The sequence below is a fragment of the Curvibacter lanceolatus ATCC 14669 genome, from assembly GCF_000381265.1.
In the GTDB taxonomy this organism is placed as follows: Bacteria; Pseudomonadota; Gammaproteobacteria; order Burkholderiales; family Burkholderiaceae_C; genus Curvibacter; species Curvibacter lanceolatus.
The window spans coordinates 326,535-344,745 of the sequence record NZ_KB906253.1 but is presented as its reverse complement, the minus strand read 5'-3'; the positions used below and the strand labels follow the sequence as shown (position 1 = coordinate 344,745).

The following is an 18,211-nucleotide window of genomic DNA, read 5'->3' as shown; positions in this document are numbered from 1 at the left end:
ATGGCGCTGGAAAACAGCCTGAGCACCGATGTGCTGGTGATTGGCGGCGGCATGGCCGGGGCCTGGGCGGCGCTGGGCGCAGTGCGCACAGGCGCCCGAGTGACCCTGGTGGACAAGGGCTATTGCGGCACCAGCGGCGTGACCGCCACCGCCGGCCCGGGCCACTGGTGGGTGCCACCGGCCGAACGCGAGCAAGCGGTGCGCCAACGCGCCGCCAATGCGGGCGGGCTGGCCGAGGCCCCGTGGATGCGGCGCATCATCGAAACCACCTGGGAGCACCTGCCCACCCTGGCCCGGCACTACCGCTTTGCGGTGGATGCGAACGGCCACACCATCTTCAGAGCGCTGCGCGGGCCCGAGTACATGAAGGCCTTGCGCGCCATGCTCAACGAGGCCGGTGTGAAGGTGCTCGACCACCACCCGGCGCTCGAGCTGCTGCGCGATGACCAGGGTCGCGTGGCCGGGGCGGCTGGCCTGCGCCGGGTCGATCAGCAGCCCTGGCGCATCAGCGCGGGCGCGGTGGTGCTGGCCAGCGGCGGCTGCGCGTTCCTGTCCAAACTGCTGGGGGCCGACAACAACACAGGTGACGGCCTGCTGATGGCGGCCGAGGTGGGTGCCGAGCTGTACTGCCAGGCCGATGCCCTGTACGTGGACCCTTCGGTGTTTGAACGCGTACAGGTGAATGCCGACACCGTGCGGGCCAGTGGCCTGCTGGGCGTGTACCGGCGCGACTCGGGCTGGGACGAATGGGCCGACGACCCGCGCTATGTCAATCAGCACTGGCGCATGGAGGAGGTGTTTGCGCGCGGGCGCGAACTGGCACGAGATGGCGCAGGAGGCGCAGGAGGCGCAGTTGGCGCAGCCCAAGCCAAGGCCTGAGATCCGAGACCTGACCCGCAGCCTCAGCAATCTGCCCCGTCAAAAACCCGCCCACCGCCGCCCGCCTTGGCCCGGTACATGGCACGGTCGGCACAAGCAGTCAAGGCCTCGGCACTGCTGGCGTCACGTGGGTAGATGGCCAGACCCAGACTGACGGACAGTGGCCATGAGCTGGCACCCATGCTGCAAGGCTGCATCAGCGCGGCCATCACCTTGTCGGCCAGGGCCAGGGCGTCTTCCGGATGGGCCAGCTCGGGCAGCAGCACCAGGAACTCATCGCCGCCATGGCGGCACACCGTGTCCGACTGGCGCACACAGGCGGCCAGCCGAGTTGCCACGGTCTTGAGCACGGTGTCGCCCGCGGCATGGCCATGGGCATCATTGATCTGCTTGAAGCCGTCGATGTCGATGAAGAACAGCGCCAGCAAGGCACTGTTGCGAGAGGCGTGCGCAATCGCCTGGGCGAGGCGGTCCTGCATCAGGGCGCGGTTGGGGATGCGGGTCAGCGCGTCGCGCTGGCTCTGCTGGGTGAGGGCCTGCAGCTCCGACAGGCTCAGCGCAGCCCGCGTCTGGGCTTGCAGGGCCGCCAGCACCAGGTGCTCGTTGGCTGCCAGCAATTGGGCCGCCTGGCGCGCCCCGGCCAGGGCCTGGGGCACCTCGGCGCGCAGGGCGGCCACGCGCGCCTCCAGGCGCCGGGCATGGGCGGCCAGCAGGACCAGCGAGCGAGCGGTCGAGGGCCCCAGGTTGAGCCGGCGCGGGGCTGTCATGGCCGGGCTCCATCTTGTTCATGCGGCGTCTGAGCCCAGGGCAGGTCGGACGACACCGGGGCGCGGCGCGTCAGCGGCCACTCGACCAGCCCCATCAGCGAATGGCAGCACTGCGGCCCCAACAACTGCAGGGCCACGCCACGCAACACCGACTGCAGGGTCTGGGTCTCGCCGTCGACCGCCGCCAGCCACCAGGCCAGCACCTCGTCGCTGGGCTGCGACTGGGTCAGCAGGCGCATCACCGTGCTGACCTCGGTGCCCACCTCGGCGCCCTGCTCCAGACACAGGGCCAGGCTGCGCTGCACCAGGGCCCGCGTGCCACGGGGCCCGATCACCAGCCCCAGGCCGGCCAGCAGCTCGCGCCAATGGGTGGCACTGGCCAGCACCGGGTCGGTGCTCAAGCGCGGCCCGGCCAGGGGCAGCTCCCTGGAGCGCCCTGGGACCCTGCCGGTCGCACCCATCTCAGGGGGCCTGCGGCGCATCGCCAGCCGGGCTCAGGTAGATGTCCACGCGGCGGTTGGCCCGCCGGCCTTCGGCCGTGTCGTTCGAGGCCGCCGGCTGGCTGTCGCCCAGGGCGAGTGTGCCCAATCGTTCGGCGGCCACACCCAGAGCGACCAGGCCCTGGCGCACCGCGTCGGCTCGACGCAGGGCCAACGCCTGGTTGCTGCCATGGCTGCCATCGCTATCGGTATGGCCTTCGATGGTGGCACGCTCGGCCGGGTTGGCGTTCAGCACCAGCGCGATGCGCGCCAGCTCCTGCTGGCCCTCGGGTGACAAGACCGAGTGCCCGGGGGCAAACCAGCCCTCGCCCAGCTCCAGCATCCAGCCCCGCTCGGTGTGTTGCGAGGCAATGCCATGCAATTGCAGCTGCAAGGTGGCCAGGCGCACATCGCGCTGGGCTTCCGTGTCCATCGGCCCGTTCAAGGGACGGGCAGGACGGGCCGGATCGGAGGCCAGGGCCGCCTGCAGGCGCTCGCTGCGGGCCTGCACGGCCTGAGCGCGCAGGCGCTCATGTTCGGTACGGGACGCATCGATGGCGGCCCGTGCCTGGGCGCTGGCCGCCGCCTCGCGGGCGAGGGTGAGGGTCTGCGCAGCCAGGTAGGCGGCATGGTTCAGCTCCACTGGCGTGGCACGCCCCGCGTCCACGCGGTCGGCCGTGTCCAGGGCGCGCTGCCGGGCCTGCTGGGCACGGGCCCAGGCCTCGGGGGCGCGGCGGGTCGAAGCCAGATCGGCCTCGGCCAGGGCGTAGCGCTGGTTCAGGGCAAGCAGGACCGGGTTCTGGGCCGCGGCCCCCGGCTCGCGTGGGCCGGCGCAGGCGCTCAGCAGGCTGGCCGCCAGCAGCGCCGATGCGGCACTGAGATGCCTGTGGCGTAACTTCCAGTAGGGGGGCTTCATGGCTGGGCTCCCGCAGAGCGCCCGGCCCCCTGCAGGTTCAGGGTCAGGGCCCTGGCGGTGTTCTCTTCGCGGCGCAGGCGCACGCGCTGCGCATGGGCCTCGGCCACCTGGGCGTCCAGCTCGGCCTGCTCGGCCAGGCGTTGGGCCATGGCCGCATCCTGCACGCCCAGGGCCTGATGGGCCCGCTGCAGCTTCTCGCGGGCCAGGCCCAGTTCGATCGGGGCATCGGCCTGCACGGCGGGTTGGTCGGCCTGGCGCAGGGCGGCCTCGGCCCGGCTCCACTGGGCCTGGGCGGCACCCAAGCCGCTGCAGGCGCCCAGGCTGCAGGCCACGGGCCAGGCCAGCCATAGCCAGAGACGCCAGGGGCGCCAGCGGCGCAGGCCAGAGCAGGGAGACAGCAGCCGCGACTGTGGCCGCGACAAGGACGGTGAAGGCATGGGGTCTCCTGGTAAGAAGGCACACGAAATGGGCAAACCGGGCCCAGAGGGCCACCGCAGGAAAAACGGCAACCAGGGCTGGCGCTCGTGGCTCGCCCCCTGCGACCTGCGTCCGACGGGGTTCGGTCTCCAAGGGGGCTCGCTTTCCATCAGTGTCGAGGCCCCCACGCCCGGGGTCTGTATGGCAACGCACAAGCGACAGCGCCCGCCCTCCTTGTGTGATGCACCGCACCGACACGCCCCCCCTGATGCCCGATGCTGGGCCGGTGCCCCTGGAGCAGCCCGCACCCCGTGCGGCCTGCGCCGCGTTCACCCGGTTTTGCGCAGCCTGGCGCCCGCACGCCCTTCAGGGGCCGAGATGCCAGAACACGCGAAGCCGGCCCCTCCTCCTGACCTTGAAAGACCTGAACCATGATCCTTCACCCCACTCTCACCACCACCAGCCGCCGTCTGGGCCTGGCCTGCGCATTCACCCTGAGCCTGCTGCTGGGCGCCTGCGCGGCCACTCAGCGCACCGAAGGCACGGGCGAATACGTGGACGACACCGCCATCACCACCAAGGTGAAGGCGGCCATCTTCAACGACCCGACCTTGAAATCGGCCGAGATCAATGTCGAGACCTTCAAGGGCCGCGTGCAGTTGAGCGGCTTCGTGAGTTCGCAAGGCAACGTCGACCGGGCCGTGCGCCTGGCCCGCGAAGTCAAGGGCGTGACCGCTGTGACGGACGACATGCGCCTGAAATGACCCCAGGCCCCAGGTGTGCGGGCCGGACCACCCGAGCCCGCACACCGGCTCACGCCCCCTCCGGTGCCCCTCCCACCGCCTCATTTCTCATGACCGAACGGATTCCCCATGCAGGTCGACCCCGCTGCCCCCCCCACCCCCGTGCCCGACCCCCACCTGAGTGAGGCCTTCTTTCACGAGCCCTCGGACACGGTGCGCTTTCAGGTGGCCAAGGCCGGCGCGGCGGTCAATGCCAGCGTCTCGCGCCAGGCGCTGCGTCACCACTTCGGTGCCGGCGAGAGCCAGGCCGATCTGCTGACCTGCTTCCAGGCGCACAGCCGGCAGATCCACGCCGTGGTGCTGCGCCGCCTCGGCGAAGGGGCGCTCGAGCCCGTGATGCTGCGCGAGGCGCACTTCACCCTGCCCTGACGCGCCTCGGTGGCCCTCATCACCGTACCTCACCCGCCCCCCACCGCATTCCCACCCCAGGAGCCCCCATGTCGCACAAACAAAACGGCAACAAAGAAGTCAAGAAGCCCAAGCAGGTGAAAAAGCCCGAGCCCCCGCCGCCGGCCGTGGCGCCTGTGCCACCGCGCAAGAAATAGCCTGCCGCCCCGCTTCGTTTCCTTCTGGCGCCCCCGTGCGCACTGCCCATGCCCCCAACGCCTGCCTTTCTGCGCGCTCTGCTGCGCCACCTGCCCGGCTTGCCACACGCCGCTGCGCCGGCACAGGCGATCTTTGCCGCCCCCCCCCTGCAGGCCGACCTGTTCAACAGCGAGCAGATGGAGCGGCACGGCAAAACCCTGGCGCAGCGCCACCGCGGCAGCCTGCACACTGGCCCCGACCTGCTGCTGGCGCGCCTGGCCGACAACGAAAAGGTGCTGGACCAGACCTACGCCCAGTTGCGCGAGGCGGTGGACGGCCAGAGCGCCGTCCCGCCCGCAGGCGAGTGGCTGCTGGACAACTTCTACCTGATCGAGGAGCAGATCCGCACCGCCAGGCTGCATTTCTCCAAGCGCTACAGCCGCGCCCTGCCCTTGCTGGGCAGCGGCCCCTCCAAGGGCTGCCCGCGGGTCTACGACATGGCGCTGGAAGCCATCTCGCATGGCGACGGCCGCCTCGACCTGGACGCCCTGCGCCGCCTGATCCAGGCCTACCAGGGGGTGGACCTGCTGCGCCTGGGCGAGCTGTGGGCCATCCCCATCATGCTGCGCCTGGCCATGCTGGAGAACCTGCGCCGTGTGGGCGAGCGCATCGCTGCCGACCTGAGCCAACGCAGCCGCGCCACGGCCTGGGCCGACCAGCTCAGCGCCGCCGCCCAGACCGACCCCAAGCACCTGATCCTGGTGGTGGCCGACATGGCCCGCACCGACCCGCCGCTGGCGGGCGCCTTCGTGGCCGAACTGGTGCGCCGCCTGCGCGGCCAGGGTGCCACCCTGGCCATGCCCCTGAACTGGATCGAGCTGCACCTGGCCGACAGCGGCCTGTCCATCGAACAGGTGGTGCAGGTCGAAACCCAGCACCAGGCCGCCAGCCAGCTGTCGATCAGCAACAGCATCGCCAGCCTGCGCCTGCTGGGCGCCACCGACTGGCGCGATTTCGTCGAAGCCATGAGCGCAGTGGAGCACACGCTGCAGGACGACCCTGGCGGCCTGTACGGCCGCATGGACTTTGCCACCCGCGACCGCTACCGCCACGCGGTCGAGCGCCTGGCCCGGCGCAGCCACCTCAGCGAGGTCGAGGTGGCCCGCCAGGCCGTCACCCTGGCCCGCCAGGCCGCGGCCCTGCCCGCGGCGCCGGGGCGGCTTGCGCCAGGTCGACTCTCGCACGTGGGCTACTACCTGATCGACCAGGGCCTGCCGCAACTGCAGCAACTCAGCACGCCCCGCCCGGGCCAGAGCCCGAATGAAGCAGTGTCCAAGGCACCAAGCCCCCCCTCCAGACTGCCCCTGCTGGCCCGCCCCAACGCCATGCTGGCGCTGTACCTGGGCAGCATCGCCCTGCTCACACTGCTCACCAGCGTGCACATGCTGGCCGGCACCCGGCTGGCCGCAGGCGGCCCCGTGCTGCTGATCCTGGCCAGCCTGGGCATGGCCCTGGGCTGCAGCCAGCTGGCCGTCACCATCGTCAACTGGTGCGCCACCCTGCTGGCGCGCCCCCAGCGGCTGCCCCGCATGGACTATGCCCACGGCATCCCTGCTGAGTCGCGCACGCTGGTGGTGGTGCCCTGCCTGCTGGGCTCCGAGGCGGGCGCCGACCGGCTGGCCGAATCGCTGGAGTTGCGCTTTCTGGCCAACACCGACCCCCAGCTGCACTTTGCCCTGCTCAGCGACCCGCCCGACGCCACCCAGCAAGAACTGCCAGCCGATGCCCCCGCCCTGGCCCGCCTGCGCCAGCGCATCGAGGCGCTGAACCTGCGCCATGGCCAGCCCGCACAGCCCCAGCCCTTTGGCCTGTTCCACCGCCCACGCTGCTGGAACCCCGCCGAGCCCGCCTGGATGGGCTTCGAGCGCAAGCGCGGCAAGCTGGCCGCGCTCAATGCCTGGCTGTTGGGCGGTGACGGGGCCGACTTCTCGCTCATCGTCGGCGACACCGCCGCCCTGCGCGGCGTGCGCTACGTGATCACGCTGGACACCGACACCCAGCTGCCACGCGATGCGGCCCAGCGCCTGGTCAGCACCCTGGCCCACCCTCTGAACCAGGCCCAGTACGACCCGTTGGCCCAACGTGTCACCCAGGGCTATGGCCTGCTGCAGCCGCGTATGGCCGCCACCCTGCCCAGCACCAACCGCAGCCGCTATGCACGCCTGTTCGGCGGCGACCAGGGCGTCAACCCCTACACCGGCGCCGCCTCGGACGTCTACCAGGACCTGTTCCAGGAAGGCTCCTACATCGGCAAGGGCATCTACGACGTGGCCGTGTTCGAGCAGGCCCTGAGCGGGCGCTTTCCCGACAACCGCATCCTCAGCCATGACCTGCTGGAGGGCTGCTACGCGCGCTGCGGCCTGGTCAGCGACGTGATCCTGTACGAAGACATGCCCGCCCTGTACCTGAGTGACGTGAAGCGCCGCCACCGCTGGATCCGGGGCGACTGGCAGGTGGCGGCCTGGGCCTGGGCCCGGGTGCCGCTGGCCCGCGGCGGACGCGGGTTGAACCCGCTGAGCCCCCTGTCGCAATGGAAGCTGCTCGACAACCTGCGCCGCAGCCTGGTGGCACCGGCCCTGCTGGGCCTGCTGCTGGCGGGCTGGGCCCTGCTGCCCCAGGCGGTGGGCTGGACCCTGGGCGTGCTGGGGATTCTGTTCTTCCCCGCGCTGGCCAATGCCGCGCTGCAGGCGGTGCGCAAGCCCGACGAGGCCACCGCCGACCAGCACGCCACACTGATCTTGGAGGCCCTGCTGCTGCGCTGCCGACAAGGCCTGTTCACCTTGGCCTGCCTGCCTTTCGAGGCCTGGTACAGCCTGGACGCGCTGCTGCGCACCCAGGTGCGCCTGCACCTGAGCCACCACGACCTGCTGGAATGGCAGGCCAGCCACGAGGCCCCGGCGCCCGTGACCGGCGTCGCCACCCCGGCCGTGACGGCGCAGGCCCGCCCTCGCATCGCCTGGCGACCCACGTGGCAACCCATCTGGCAGGGCCTGTGGCCGGCCCCGGCACTGGCCGTGTTGACCGCCACCGCCCTGGCTCTGTACCGGCCCGGCGCCCTGTGGGTGGGCGCCCCGGTGCTGCTGCTGTGGGCCCTGGCCCCGCTGGCCAACGCCTACCTCAGTCGACCCCTGCGCGAAGAGCAGGCCCCCTTGAACCTGGCACAGGCCCGCTTTCTGGGCCGCCTGGCACGCCGCACCTGGCACTTCTTCGAGACCTTTGTAACCGCCACCGACCATTGGCTTCCACCCGACAACCAGCAGGAGCAGCCCCAGGCCAAGCTGGCCCACCGCACCTCGCCCACCAACATCGGCCTGTCGCTGCTGGCCAACCTGGCCGCCAACGACTTCGGCTACCTGAGCACTGCCGGCCTGATCGAGCGCACCCGCAACGCCCTGGCCACCCTGCACGCGCTGCCGCGCCACCAGGGCCACTTCTACAACTGGTATGACACCCTGAGCCTGCAACCGCTGCCACCGCTGTATGTGTCATCGGTCGACAGCGGCAACCTGGCCGGCCACCTGCTGACCCTGCACGCCGGCCTGCTGGCCCTGGCCGAAGGCCCCTGCCTGAGCCCGCGCCTGCTCGATGGCCTGGGCGACACCCTGGGCGTGCTGCAGGAGCAGGCCGATGCACACACCCCGCCCGCCCTGATCCAGGCCCTGCGCAACCTGCAGCAGCGCCTGGACCAGGCCCTGGCCGCCCAGGACGCAGCGCGCGAAGGCGGATCCGCCGCCACCACACCCGCCACCACACCCGCCACCGCACCCGCCAGCCAGCCAGCCCAGCCCGGGGCCGGCCTGTACGCCAGCCCTTCGGCCCTGCTGGCCAGCCTGCAGCGCCTGAGCGAGTCCTGCGTCGTGCTGCAGGCCCAATGCCTGGCGCCCGGGCCCGACAACCCGACCCCCGACGCCAGCCACAGCCCCCACGCCGAGATGCACCACTGGGCCGGCGTGCTGCTGGCCCAGATCCAGGACGGGCGCCAGGAGCTGCAGACCCTGCTGCCCTGGTGCAGCCAGGCCGACGCCCTGCTGCCGCACCGCCTGCTGAGCCTGCCCAGCCTGGGCGAGCTGGCCGGCTTGGGCCTCGCCTTCGCCACCGGCACCCGTGCCGACACCGGCATGACCCTGGCCCCCTACCCCGGCAGCGCCGCCGCCATCGGCGCCCTGCCCGATGTGCGCGCCCTGGTGGGCCTGGCCAGCCAGCGGGCCCAGTTGCGCCAGGCCGAACTGCACGAACTGGCCGCCCAGGTGCTGGCCCTGAGCCAGATGCAATGGGCCTTTCTGAGCCATCCCACACGCCACCTGCTGACCATCGGCTACGACGTGGAGCAGCACCGGCTGGACGAGGGCTGCTATGACCTGCTGGCCTCCGAGTCGCGCCTGGCCAGCTATGTGGCCATCGCCCAGGGCCAGCTCTCGCAAGAGCACTGGTTCGGCCTGGGCCGCCTGCTGACCTCGGTGGGGGGCCCGCCCATCCTGCTGTCCTGGAGCGGCTCGATGTTCGAGTACCTGATGCCGCTGCTGGTGATGCCCAGCCTGGCCAACAGCCTGCTCGACCAGACCTGCCTGTCGGCTGTGCAACGCCAGGTGGCCTACGGCGCCAGCCGGGGTGTGGCCTGGGGCATTTCCGAATCGGGCTACAACGCGGTGGATGCCAGCCTCAACTACCGCTACCGCGCCTTCGGCGTGCCGGGCACCGGCCTGAAGCGGGGCTTGGCCGAAGACCTGGTGGTGGCCCCCTACGCCACGGCACTGGCCCTGCTGGTGAGCCCCCAGGCGGCCTGCCAGAACCTGCAACGCCTGGCCGGCATGGGCCTGAACACCCGCTACGGCCTGTACGAGGCGATCGATTTCACCGCCGCCCGCGTGCCCCGCGGCAAGACCAGCGCCACCGTGCAGTCCTTCATGGCGCATCACCAGGGCATGAGCCTGCTGGCCCTGGGGCACGCCTTGCTGGGCCAGCCCATGCAGCGCCGCTTCATGGCCGTACCGGCCCTGCGCGCCAGCGCTCTGCTGCTGCACGAGCGCATTCCCAACCCGACCCGGCTGCAGCACGAAACCGCGGCCAGCAGCGCCACCCGCACACCCTCGACCGGGCCGGTCCTTCCCATGCGCATCATCACCGAACCCGAACGCCAGGCCCCCGAGGTGCAACTGCTGTCCAACGGCCGCTACCACGTGATGCTGACCCACAATGGCGCCGGCTACAGCCGCTGGAAAGACCTGGCCGTGACCCGCTGGCGCGAAGACCCCACCCGCGACCCCTGGGGCCAGTTCTGCTACCTGCGCGATGTAGCCAGCGGCGAGTTCTGGTCGGTGGGGCACCAGCCAACCTGCCGGGAGCCCAGCAGCTACCAGGCGATCTTCTCGGAAGGCCGGGTGGAGTTCCGCCGCCGCGACCTGAACTACGACGTGCACGCCGAGATGGCCGTCTCGCCCGAAGACGACATCGAACTGCGCCGCCTGCACATCCGCAACAACGCCAGCGAGCGCCGCACCCTCGAAGTCACCAGCTATGCCGAGGTGGTGCTGGCCCCGGCCGGTGGCGACAGTCAGCACCCGGCCTTCAGCAAGCTGTTCGTGCAGACCGAGATCGTGCCGGCGCGCCAGGCCATCGTCTGCACGCGCCGACCGCGCGCCAGCACCGAAGCCGCCGTGTGGCTGATGCACCTGGTGGTGGTGCACGGCGGCACCAGCTCGCAGACCAGCTTCGAGACCGACCGCCGCCGCTTCATCGGCCGCACCCGCAGCCTGCAGTCACCCCAGGCCCTGAACAGCCACGCCCCGCTGTCGGGCAGCGCGGGTGCGGTGCTGGACCCGATCGTGGCGATCCGCCACCGCATCACACTGGAGCCGCAGCAGACCATCACCCTCGATATGGTCACCGGCATGGCCGACACCCGCGACCAGGCCATGGGGCTGATCGACAAATACCGCGACAAGCACCTGGCCGACCGGGTGTTCGACCTGGCCTGGACGCACAGCTGGGTGAACCTGCAGCAGATCAACGCCAGCGAAGCCGACGCCCAGCTCTATGGGCGGCTGGCCGGCGCCGTGCTGTATGCACAGCCGGCGCTGCGCCCGCCGGCCGAGGTGCTGCTGCGCAACCAGCGGCGCCAGTCCGGGCTGTGGAGCTACGCCATCTCGGGCGACCTGCCCATCGTGCTGCTGCGGATCAGCGATGTGGCCCACATCGGCCTGGTGCAGCAGCTGGTGCGCGCCCATGCCTACTGGCGCCTCAAGGGCCTGACGGTGGACCTGATGATCTGGAACGAAGACCGCGCCGGCTACCGCCAGGTGCTGCAGGAGCAGATCCTGGGCCTGATCGCCTCGGGCCTGGAGGCCAACCTGGCCGAAAAATCGGGCGGCATCTTTGTGCGCGTGGGCGAGCACATCTCGCCCGAAGACCGGCACCTGTTTCTGAGTGTGGCGCGGGTGGTGCTGAGCGACACCGGGGGCACACTGGCCCAACAGGTGGCCCCGCCACGCGGCAAGGAGCTGCGGCGCAGCAAGGCCCCGCGCCTGTTGAGCGCCAACCCGGGCCCCGATGAGCGCCAGGGAGACGGGCCCGCCGCTGTGGCGGGCCTGCAGTTCGACAACGGCCTGGGCGGCTTCGCGGCCGATGGTCAGAGCTATGTGGTCCGCCTGGGCAGACCGGGGCACCCGGGCACGACACCCGAACCCTGGGTCAATGTGATGGCCAACGAGCAGCTGGGCTGCGTGTTGTCGGAAAGCGGCGGCAGCTACACCTGGTTCCAGAACGCGCACGAATACCGCCTCTCCCCCTGGAGCAACGACCCGGTGGGCGACAACAGCGGCGAGGCCTTGTACCTGCGCGACGAAGACAGCGGCCGCTACTGGTCGCCCACGCCGCTGCCCTGTGGCGGCGGCGGGGCCACGGTGGTGCGCCACGGCTTTGGTCACAGCCGCTTCGAGCACGCGGCGCAAGGCATCCACAGCACGCTGAGCGTGCACGTGGACGCCACGCAGTCGCTCAAATGGTCGGTGCTGACACTGCACAACCGCAGCGCCCGGGTGCGGCGCCTGTCCGTCACCGGCTATGTGGAGTGGGTGCTGGGCGACCTGCCATCGCACACCGGCCAGCACGTCGTGACGGAGCGCGACTCGGCCACCGGGGCCTTGCTGGCGCACAACCCCTACAACAACGACTTTGCCGGGGTGCGGGTGTTCTTTGACGCCGGTGCTTCGAGCCTGCAACCCGGCGTGAGCTGGAGCGGCGACCGCACCGAGTTTCTGGGGCGCCAGGGCTCCTGGCGCCAGCCAGCGGCCATGAACCAGGCCCAGCTGTCGCTGCGCCTGGGCGCGGGGCTGGACCCGTGCGCAGCGCTGCGCGTGCCCCTGGAACTGGCACCGGACGAAAGCCGGCAAATCGTGTTCCGGCTGGGCGCCCTGCAAGGCCTGGGGCCTGAAGGCGTGGCCGGGCCACGCGACGCTGCGGCGGCCGAGGCCTCGCTGCAGGCCGTGGAGCAAGCCTGGAAGCGCGTGCTGCAGCCGGTGCAGGCCCACACCCCCGACCCGGGGCTGAACCTGTTGTTCAACGGCTGGCTGCTGTACCAGACGCTGTCGAGCCGGCTGTGGGGGCGCAGCGGTTTCTACCAATCTGGCGGCGCCTTCGGCTTTAGGGACCAGTTGCAGGACAGCATGGCGCTGGCCCACAGCCAACCCGCCCTGGCCCGGTCCCACCTGCTGCGGGCCGCGGCGCGCCAGTTCCAGGAGGGCGATGTGCAGCACTGGTGGCACCCGCCCACCGGCCGCGGCGTGCGCACCCGCTGCTCGGACGACTTTCTGTGGCTGCCCCAGGCGGTGAGCCACTACCTGCAATTGACCGGTGATGTGGGCGTGCTGGCCGAAACCCTGCCCTACCTGAAGGGCCGGCCGGTGCCGGCCGACGAAGAGGCCTATTACGACCTGCCAGAAGCCTCAGGCGAGAGCGGCAGCCTGTACCAGCACTGCTGCCGCGCGCTGGCGCATGGCCTGCGCTTTGGTGCCCACGGCCTGCCCCTGATGGGCTCGGGCGACTGGAACGACGGCATGAACCTGGTGGGCATCGAGGGGCGTGGCGAGAGTGTCTGGCTGGCGTTCTTTCTGCACGACACCCTGGGCCGGATGGCGGAGATGGCAGAGATGGCCCAGCTGGCCCATTTGCCTGCTGGCCAGGGCGACCCGGCCCAGGCCAGCGCCTGGCGGGCCCAGGCCGCCACCCTGGCCGAGCAGACCGAGCAGCACGCCTGGGACGGCGACTGGTACCGGCGCGCCTACTTTGACGACGGCACCCCGCTGGGCTCGGCCAGCAACACCGAATGCCAGATTGACGCCGTGGCGCAGAGCTGGTCGGTGCTGGGTGGGGCCTCCACCCCTGCGCACCAGCGAGCGGCCATGCAGGCGGTGGGCCAGCGCCTGGTCAACCGCCATTTTGGCTATGTGGCCCTGCTCGACCCCCCGTTCGACCATGGCGGCCTGGACCCGGGCTACATCAAGGGTTATGTGCCCGGCGTGCGCGAGAACGGTGGCCAATACACCCATGCCGCCATCTGGTGTGCCATGGCCTACGCCCGGCTGGGGCAAGCCCAACAGGCCTGGGAGGTGTTCGACATGGTGAGCCCGCTGCGCCATGCCGAGACCGCCGCGGGCGTGGCCCGCTACCAGGTGGAGCCTTATGCGGTGGCCGCCGACATCTACGGCGTCGCCCCGCACCAGGGCCGAGGCGGCTGGACCTGGTACACCGGCTCGGCCGGCTGGGCCTACCGGCTGGTGCTGGAGTCGCTGCTGGGCGTGCAACTGGCCCAGGGCCGGCTGCAGCTGCGGCCCTGCCTGCGCCCGGGCTGGACCGGCTTCAAGCTTCAGTACCAGCGCCAGGGCACGTGCTACGACATCGAGGTGCAGGCCGTGCCTGAGAGGCCAGGCCTGCATGAGCTGTTTTGCGACGGGCTGCTGCAGGGCCCGGAGGGCATCGCACTGCAGGCCGACCAGGGCGTGCGTCAGGTGCTGCTGCGCCTGGGGCCGGGGCCGGGGCCGGAAGAAAGCCTGCCGCCACCGGCCAGTACCGCCTGAAAGCCGCGCTGCGCAACCTGCACGGTGCGCCAGCGCACAGGCAGGCCGGCGCCCAGGGCACACACTGGCTGAACCCCCCTGGGGGTGAGGAGTTGAACATGAACCTGGGTGCCATCCTGCTGGTGATTCTGGTGCTGATGGTCGTGGGCGCCGTGCCCATCTGGCCGCACAGCCATGCCTGGGGCTACATGCCCAGCGGAGGCCTGGGGCTGCTGCTGATCGTGCTGCTGATCCTGTGGCTGACGGGGCGGCTGTGAACACCCGCCCACGGCCAGCCCCGGCGCCCCGGCCGCGCCCCACGCTGTCGCTCAAGAAAAGCCGGCACCAAAACGCCCATGCAACCAGCCAGCACGCTGGCGGTCAGGCCTCACCGGAGCCGCTTCAGCATGAGCACCCTGGTGACTCCCGCCCTGGCAGCGAGCCGCGCCCGGGCAGCATGACCGCCCAACACCCCGACTTTGGCCCCGAAGCAGCCCCGCCACGCGGTTGAGCGAGCGCAGCCGAGGGGCCTGGGCGGAGCGGGCCTGTTCAGCCCGCCCCGAAGCGGCTGGGGTCGGCCGTGAGGCGCAGCAGGATGTCGGCGTACCAGACGCAGTTGAGGCCCAGCGACTCGTCCTGCAGCAGATCCCGGTTGCCCATGTCCATGCGCGAGGAGTGCACGCCCAACAGCCGCCAGGGCAAGGCCTGTTGCTCAGCGCTGGGGTGCTGGCGGCGCGACACCACCGGAGCACCACTGGTGCCCCGGTGGGTGCGGGCATCCGTCAGGAAATAGCCCTTGCCCTGAAAGCGGATGCCGTAGGGCGAGGCCACCATGGCATAGCGCAGCACCGGCAGGTGGTGCACCGCATCGTGAAAGCCCAGCGGAAAGCCCACCACCACCAGGGGCTCGCCGACGGGCACCTCGGCAAAGTCGCTCACCAGATGAGCCGGCGTGAAGGCCCGGATGACCACCGAGGCCGGCAGCTTGCGGCGCTCGATCTCCAGCACCGCGACATCGATGTCGCCCCCCCCGTCGCTCCCCTGGCGCCACACGGCCTGGCCTTGTACATAAAGCGGGATGGAAAAGCCGGTGGATCGGGTCAGGTTGGTGCCGTCCAGGTGCAGTTCGATCTCCAGCCGATCGGGCACATGGCGGGTGGCCTGGTCAAACACCACATGGCGGCTGGTGACAAGGTACAGGCGCCCGTCGCGCTGAAAGTAGAATCCGCTGGCATGCGTGAGCCCGCGCTCGCCGGCCAGGGTGGAGACCCGGGGCACGGAGAAGAACAGTGGGTCGACCGTGGGGCTGTGGGCCGCAGTCTCGTCCGGCGCAGGAGCCGACAAAGACTCCGTGCCACGGCCGGCACTGGTCCAGCCCGAGGGCCCGGTCAGGCGAGGGGCGCCGTCAACAGACTCTGGCGCGACGGAGGCGGGCACGGCCAAGGCCGTGCCAGAAGTCGTGGCCTGCATCATCGACGCGGAGAAAAGGCCAGGTGCCAAAGACGCGGCAGGGCCATGAGGCAACCCCCTGCCAGCACCGCCAGGGCCACGGCGGTGAGCGGGCGGTCCTGGATCTGGCGCTGCACCAGGCGGCGCGCCTGCTCGGCCTGGCTGCGCAGCTCCCGCGCCGAATCGCGCAGCACACGCATCGGCTCGCCGGGTGGTACGGCGCTGGCGGCCAGCCAGGCCATGGCATGGGCCTCCTGATCCTGCAGCAGGCCATTCAGCGCATCCAGCGGGTGCGGAGCGGCGCGCACCGGGTGGTGGGCCAGGGTGGGGTCGACATCGCCGGGGCCGGCGCCTTCATGGGCGCGGCCATCGCCGTCATGCAGGGGTTTGGTGTGGTTCATGGCAAGGTGTCCTGAGTAGCAAATCAGAGTGGCAGATCAAAGCGATCCAGGGCCCGGGCAGGGTGGCCCGCCGCGCTGGGCGCCGGGCGCCGTGCTCGGGCCTGCAGCCAGGGTGGAGCGGCCGCCGAGTGCTGTCGGTGCGATGGCAAACGCTGACGAGGTTTTTGAACAATATGTTCGTTAGCGAACATCTAATCTCGCGGAAAGGCACTACGCTGGTGCGGGGCGCCAATGTGCGGATGCCGCTTTCGGCCAATCCGCTCAACCAACCAAACCAAGCGCGCCCGGGAGGAACACACATGATCCAGGTCTCACCCACCCCCGCCGATTACAGGCAAAACCACCTGCTGGAGGCCATGGACTCGCCCGAGTTCGCGCCCATCCTGGCCCTGCTGGAGCCGGTGGACCTGCCCCTGGGCATGGTGCTGTACGAGTCGGGCGTGACGATGAACTACGCCTACTTTCCCACCACCGCCATCATTTCGCTGTTGTATGTGATGGAAACCGGCGCCTCGGCCGAGATTGCCGTGGTGGGCAACGAGGGCATGGTGGGGGTGGCCCTTTTCATGGGCGGCAACTCCACGCCCAGCCGGGCTGTGGTGCAAAGTGCCGGCAAGGGCCTGCGCCTGCGTGCCTCGACACTGAAAAACGAGTTCGACCGCGCCGGGCCCTTTCTGCACCTGTTGCTGCGCTACACCCAGGCCTTGCTCACGCAGATGTCGCAGACCGCCGTGTGCAACCGCCACCACTCACTGGACCAGCAGCTGTGCCGCTGGCTGCTGCTGAGCCTGGACCGCTTGAGCGGCCCCGACCTGATCATGACCCAGGAGCTGATCTCCAACATGCTGGGCGTAAGGCGCGAGGGCGTGACCGGGGCCGCCCTGCAACTGCAGGCCGCCGGCCTGATCCGCTACGCCCGCGGTCACATCACGGTGCTGGACCGCCCCGGCCTGGAGAAACGCACCTGCGAGTGCTATCAGGTGGTCAAGCGCGAATACGACCGCCTGCTGCCCAACCTGCCGGCACGCTGATTCCCACCCGGCCAGGCCAGGGCCGATCAGGGTTCGACAGCGCACAGACCCGACGCTGCGGCGGCGCCAAGCTGAGGGCTCGCACCCCAGCCCGCAACCCGCCAAAGGAAACCCATGGCCTTCTTGAACCTGGAGCACAGTGCCCGGGCCTACTACGCCGACCTGGTGTTCTATGGCGCCGCGTCCATGGGCCTGAGCCTGTGGCTGGCCTGGGCCGTGCCCCCGGGGCAACGCCTGCTGGGCGTGCTGCTGTTTGCCCTCGGGGCCCTGATCTGGACCCTGCTGGAGTACCTGCTGCACCGCTTCGTGCTGCATGGCTTCGACCCTTTCAGGCGCTGGCACCAGATGCACCACGACCGGCCGGCCGCACGCATCTGCAGCCCCACGGTGATCAGCGCCTCGGCCTTCGGGCTGCTGGTGCTGCTGCCCAGCCTGGCCTGGCTGCCCACCTGGCAGGGCCTGCCCCTGGCGGCGGGCGTGCTCAGCGGGCTGTTCGTGTACTCGCTGGCCCACCATGCGCTCCACCACCACCGCCCGCAACGCCCCTGGGTCCGCCGCTACAAGCTCTGGCACGCCAGCCACCACCTGCCGGGCCAACACCACCGCTTTGGCGTGACCACCTTCTTCTGGGACGGGGTGTGGGGCACGGCCGGCCCCGCCTTGGGCCCACTCAAGCGCCAGCCCTGTGCGACCACCTCGCGTAGCGCCCCGGCGGATGCCTCCAAAACCTCACACCAAGGACCTTCACCATGACACCCGACAAGACACTGCAAGCCTCCGTGGTCGCCGAACTGACCGGCGACCCTTCCATCAACTCGGCCCACATCGGCGTGGGGGTGAACGAGGGCGTGGTCACCCTGAGCGGGGTGGTGGACAGCTTCTCCGAGAAATGGGAGGCCGAGCGCGCCGCCAAGCGCGTGCAGGGCGTGCGCGCCCTGGCGGTGGAACTGAAGGTGCAGCTGCAAAGCACGGCCGAGCGCAGCGACTCCGATCTGGCGCGGGCCGCCATCTCGGCGCTGCAATGGACGCGCCAGCTGCCCGCCAAGGCGCTGCATGTGCTGGTGGAAGACGGCAACATGACCTTGAGCGGCGTCGTGCACTGGGATTTCCAGCGCGAGGCGGCCCTGGCCACCGTGCGCCACCTGCAGGGCCTGCGCAACCTGACCGACGAGATCGCGGTCAAGCCCCAGATCAACTGCTCGGCCGTGGCGGCCGACATCGAACGCGCCCTGCAGCGGCGCGCCCATGGCGACGCACGCCGCATCTCGGTGGCGGTGCAGGGTGCCACGGTCACCCTCAGCGGCGAAGTGGACAGTTGGGCTGAGCATGGCCTGGCGCTGCAGGCCGCCTGGAACACGCCCGGCGTGCGCCATGTGCACGACGAACTGAGCTTTGACTGAAGCCCTGCCCGCAACCCTCTTCCCTCAGGACACC

At 70.6% G+C, this 18,211-nt stretch carries 14 protein-coding genes; 8 read left to right on the top strand and 6 right to left on the bottom strand.

Features of this window, described 5'->3' with window-relative positions; all coding sequences use genetic code 11:
- Positions 1-879, top strand: a complete 879-nt coding sequence (locus F624_RS0101675) for an FAD-dependent oxidoreductase (protein ID WP_051107270.1) — start codon at positions 1-3, stop codon at positions 877-879.
- 23 nt (positions 880-902) lie between these two features.
- On the opposite strand, the gene F624_RS0101670 is transcribed toward F624_RS0101675, so the two are convergent.
- From F624_RS0101670 to F624_RS33165, 4 genes are all read right to left on the bottom strand, one after another.
- Positions 903-1,646, bottom strand: a complete 744-nt coding sequence (locus tag F624_RS0101670; RefSeq protein WP_019572516.1) for a GGDEF domain-containing protein — start codon at positions 1,644-1,646, stop codon at positions 903-905.
- Positions 1,643-2,047: a hypothetical protein gene (locus tag F624_RS0101665; protein WP_019572515.1), complete on the bottom strand. Its 405-nt coding sequence runs from the start codon at positions 2,045-2,047 to the stop codon at positions 1,643-1,645. Before F624_RS0101665 ends, F624_RS0101670 begins: the two co-directional genes overlap by 4 nt.
- A 61-nt stretch (positions 2,048-2,108) precedes the next feature.
- Positions 2,109-3,041, bottom strand: coding sequence for an OmpA family protein (locus F624_RS0101660; protein WP_019572514.1), 933 nt, complete (start codon positions 3,039-3,041; stop codon positions 2,109-2,111).
- The gene (locus F624_RS33165; RefSeq protein ID WP_169426521.1) at positions 3,038-3,478 is read right to left on the bottom strand and encodes a DUF4398 domain-containing protein; all 441 of its coding nucleotides are present in this window, start codon (positions 3,476-3,478) and stop codon (positions 3,038-3,040) included. The genes F624_RS0101660 and F624_RS33165 overlap by 4 nt, the downstream gene beginning before the upstream one ends.
- Before the next feature lie 411 nt (positions 3,479-3,889).
- On the opposite strand from F624_RS33165, the gene F624_RS0101645 reads away from it, so the two are divergent.
- From F624_RS0101645 to F624_RS33880, 4 genes are all read left to right on the top strand, one after another.
- A complete protein-coding gene (locus tag F624_RS0101645) occupies positions 3,890-4,222 on the top strand; it encodes a BON domain-containing protein (protein WP_019572512.1) in 333 nt (110 codons plus the stop codon).
- Between the two features lie 108 nt (positions 4,223-4,330).
- Positions 4,331-4,630, top strand: a complete 300-nt coding sequence (locus F624_RS0101640; RefSeq protein WP_019572511.1) for a DUF1488 family protein — start codon at positions 4,331-4,333, stop codon at positions 4,628-4,630.
- A gap of 224 nt (positions 4,631-4,854) precedes the next feature.
- Positions 4,855-13,917, top strand: a complete 9,063-nt coding sequence (locus F624_RS35610; RefSeq protein ID WP_019572509.1) for a glycoside hydrolase family 94 protein — start codon at positions 4,855-4,857, stop codon at positions 13,915-13,917.
- A gap of 98 nt (positions 13,918-14,015) precedes the next feature.
- Complete coding sequence (locus F624_RS33880) at positions 14,016-14,174, top strand: DUF3309 family protein (RefSeq protein ID WP_019572508.1); 159 nt, start codon at positions 14,016-14,018, stop codon at positions 14,172-14,174.
- Between the two features lie 271 nt (positions 14,175-14,445).
- On the opposite strand, the gene F624_RS0101620 is transcribed toward F624_RS33880, so the two are convergent.
- Positions 14,446-15,333, bottom strand: a complete 888-nt coding sequence (locus F624_RS0101620) for a S1 family peptidase (protein ID WP_337955884.1) — start codon at positions 15,331-15,333, stop codon at positions 14,446-14,448.
- 32 nt (positions 15,334-15,365) lie between these two features.
- Complete coding sequence (locus F624_RS0101615) at positions 15,366-15,746, bottom strand: hypothetical protein (RefSeq protein WP_019572506.1); 381 nt, start codon at positions 15,744-15,746, stop codon at positions 15,366-15,368.
- Between the two features lie 299 nt (positions 15,747-16,045).
- On the opposite strand from F624_RS0101615, the gene F624_RS0101610 reads away from it, so the two are divergent.
- From F624_RS0101610 to F624_RS0101600, 3 genes are all read left to right on the top strand, one after another.
- Entirely contained in the window at positions 16,046-16,777 is a 732-nt protein-coding gene (locus F624_RS0101610; protein ID WP_019572505.1) for a Crp/Fnr family transcriptional regulator, read from the top strand.
- A 114-nt stretch (positions 16,778-16,891) separates the two neighbouring features.
- On the top strand, positions 16,892-17,530 hold the full coding sequence (locus F624_RS33160) for a sterol desaturase family protein (protein WP_019572504.1): 639 nt from the start codon (positions 16,892-16,894) through the stop codon (positions 17,528-17,530).
- A complete protein-coding gene (locus F624_RS0101600; RefSeq protein ID WP_019572503.1) occupies positions 17,527-18,177 on the top strand; it encodes a BON domain-containing protein in 651 nt (216 codons plus the stop codon). Before F624_RS33160 ends, F624_RS0101600 begins: the two co-directional genes overlap by 4 nt.
- Positions 18,178-18,211: the final 34 nt, after the last annotated feature.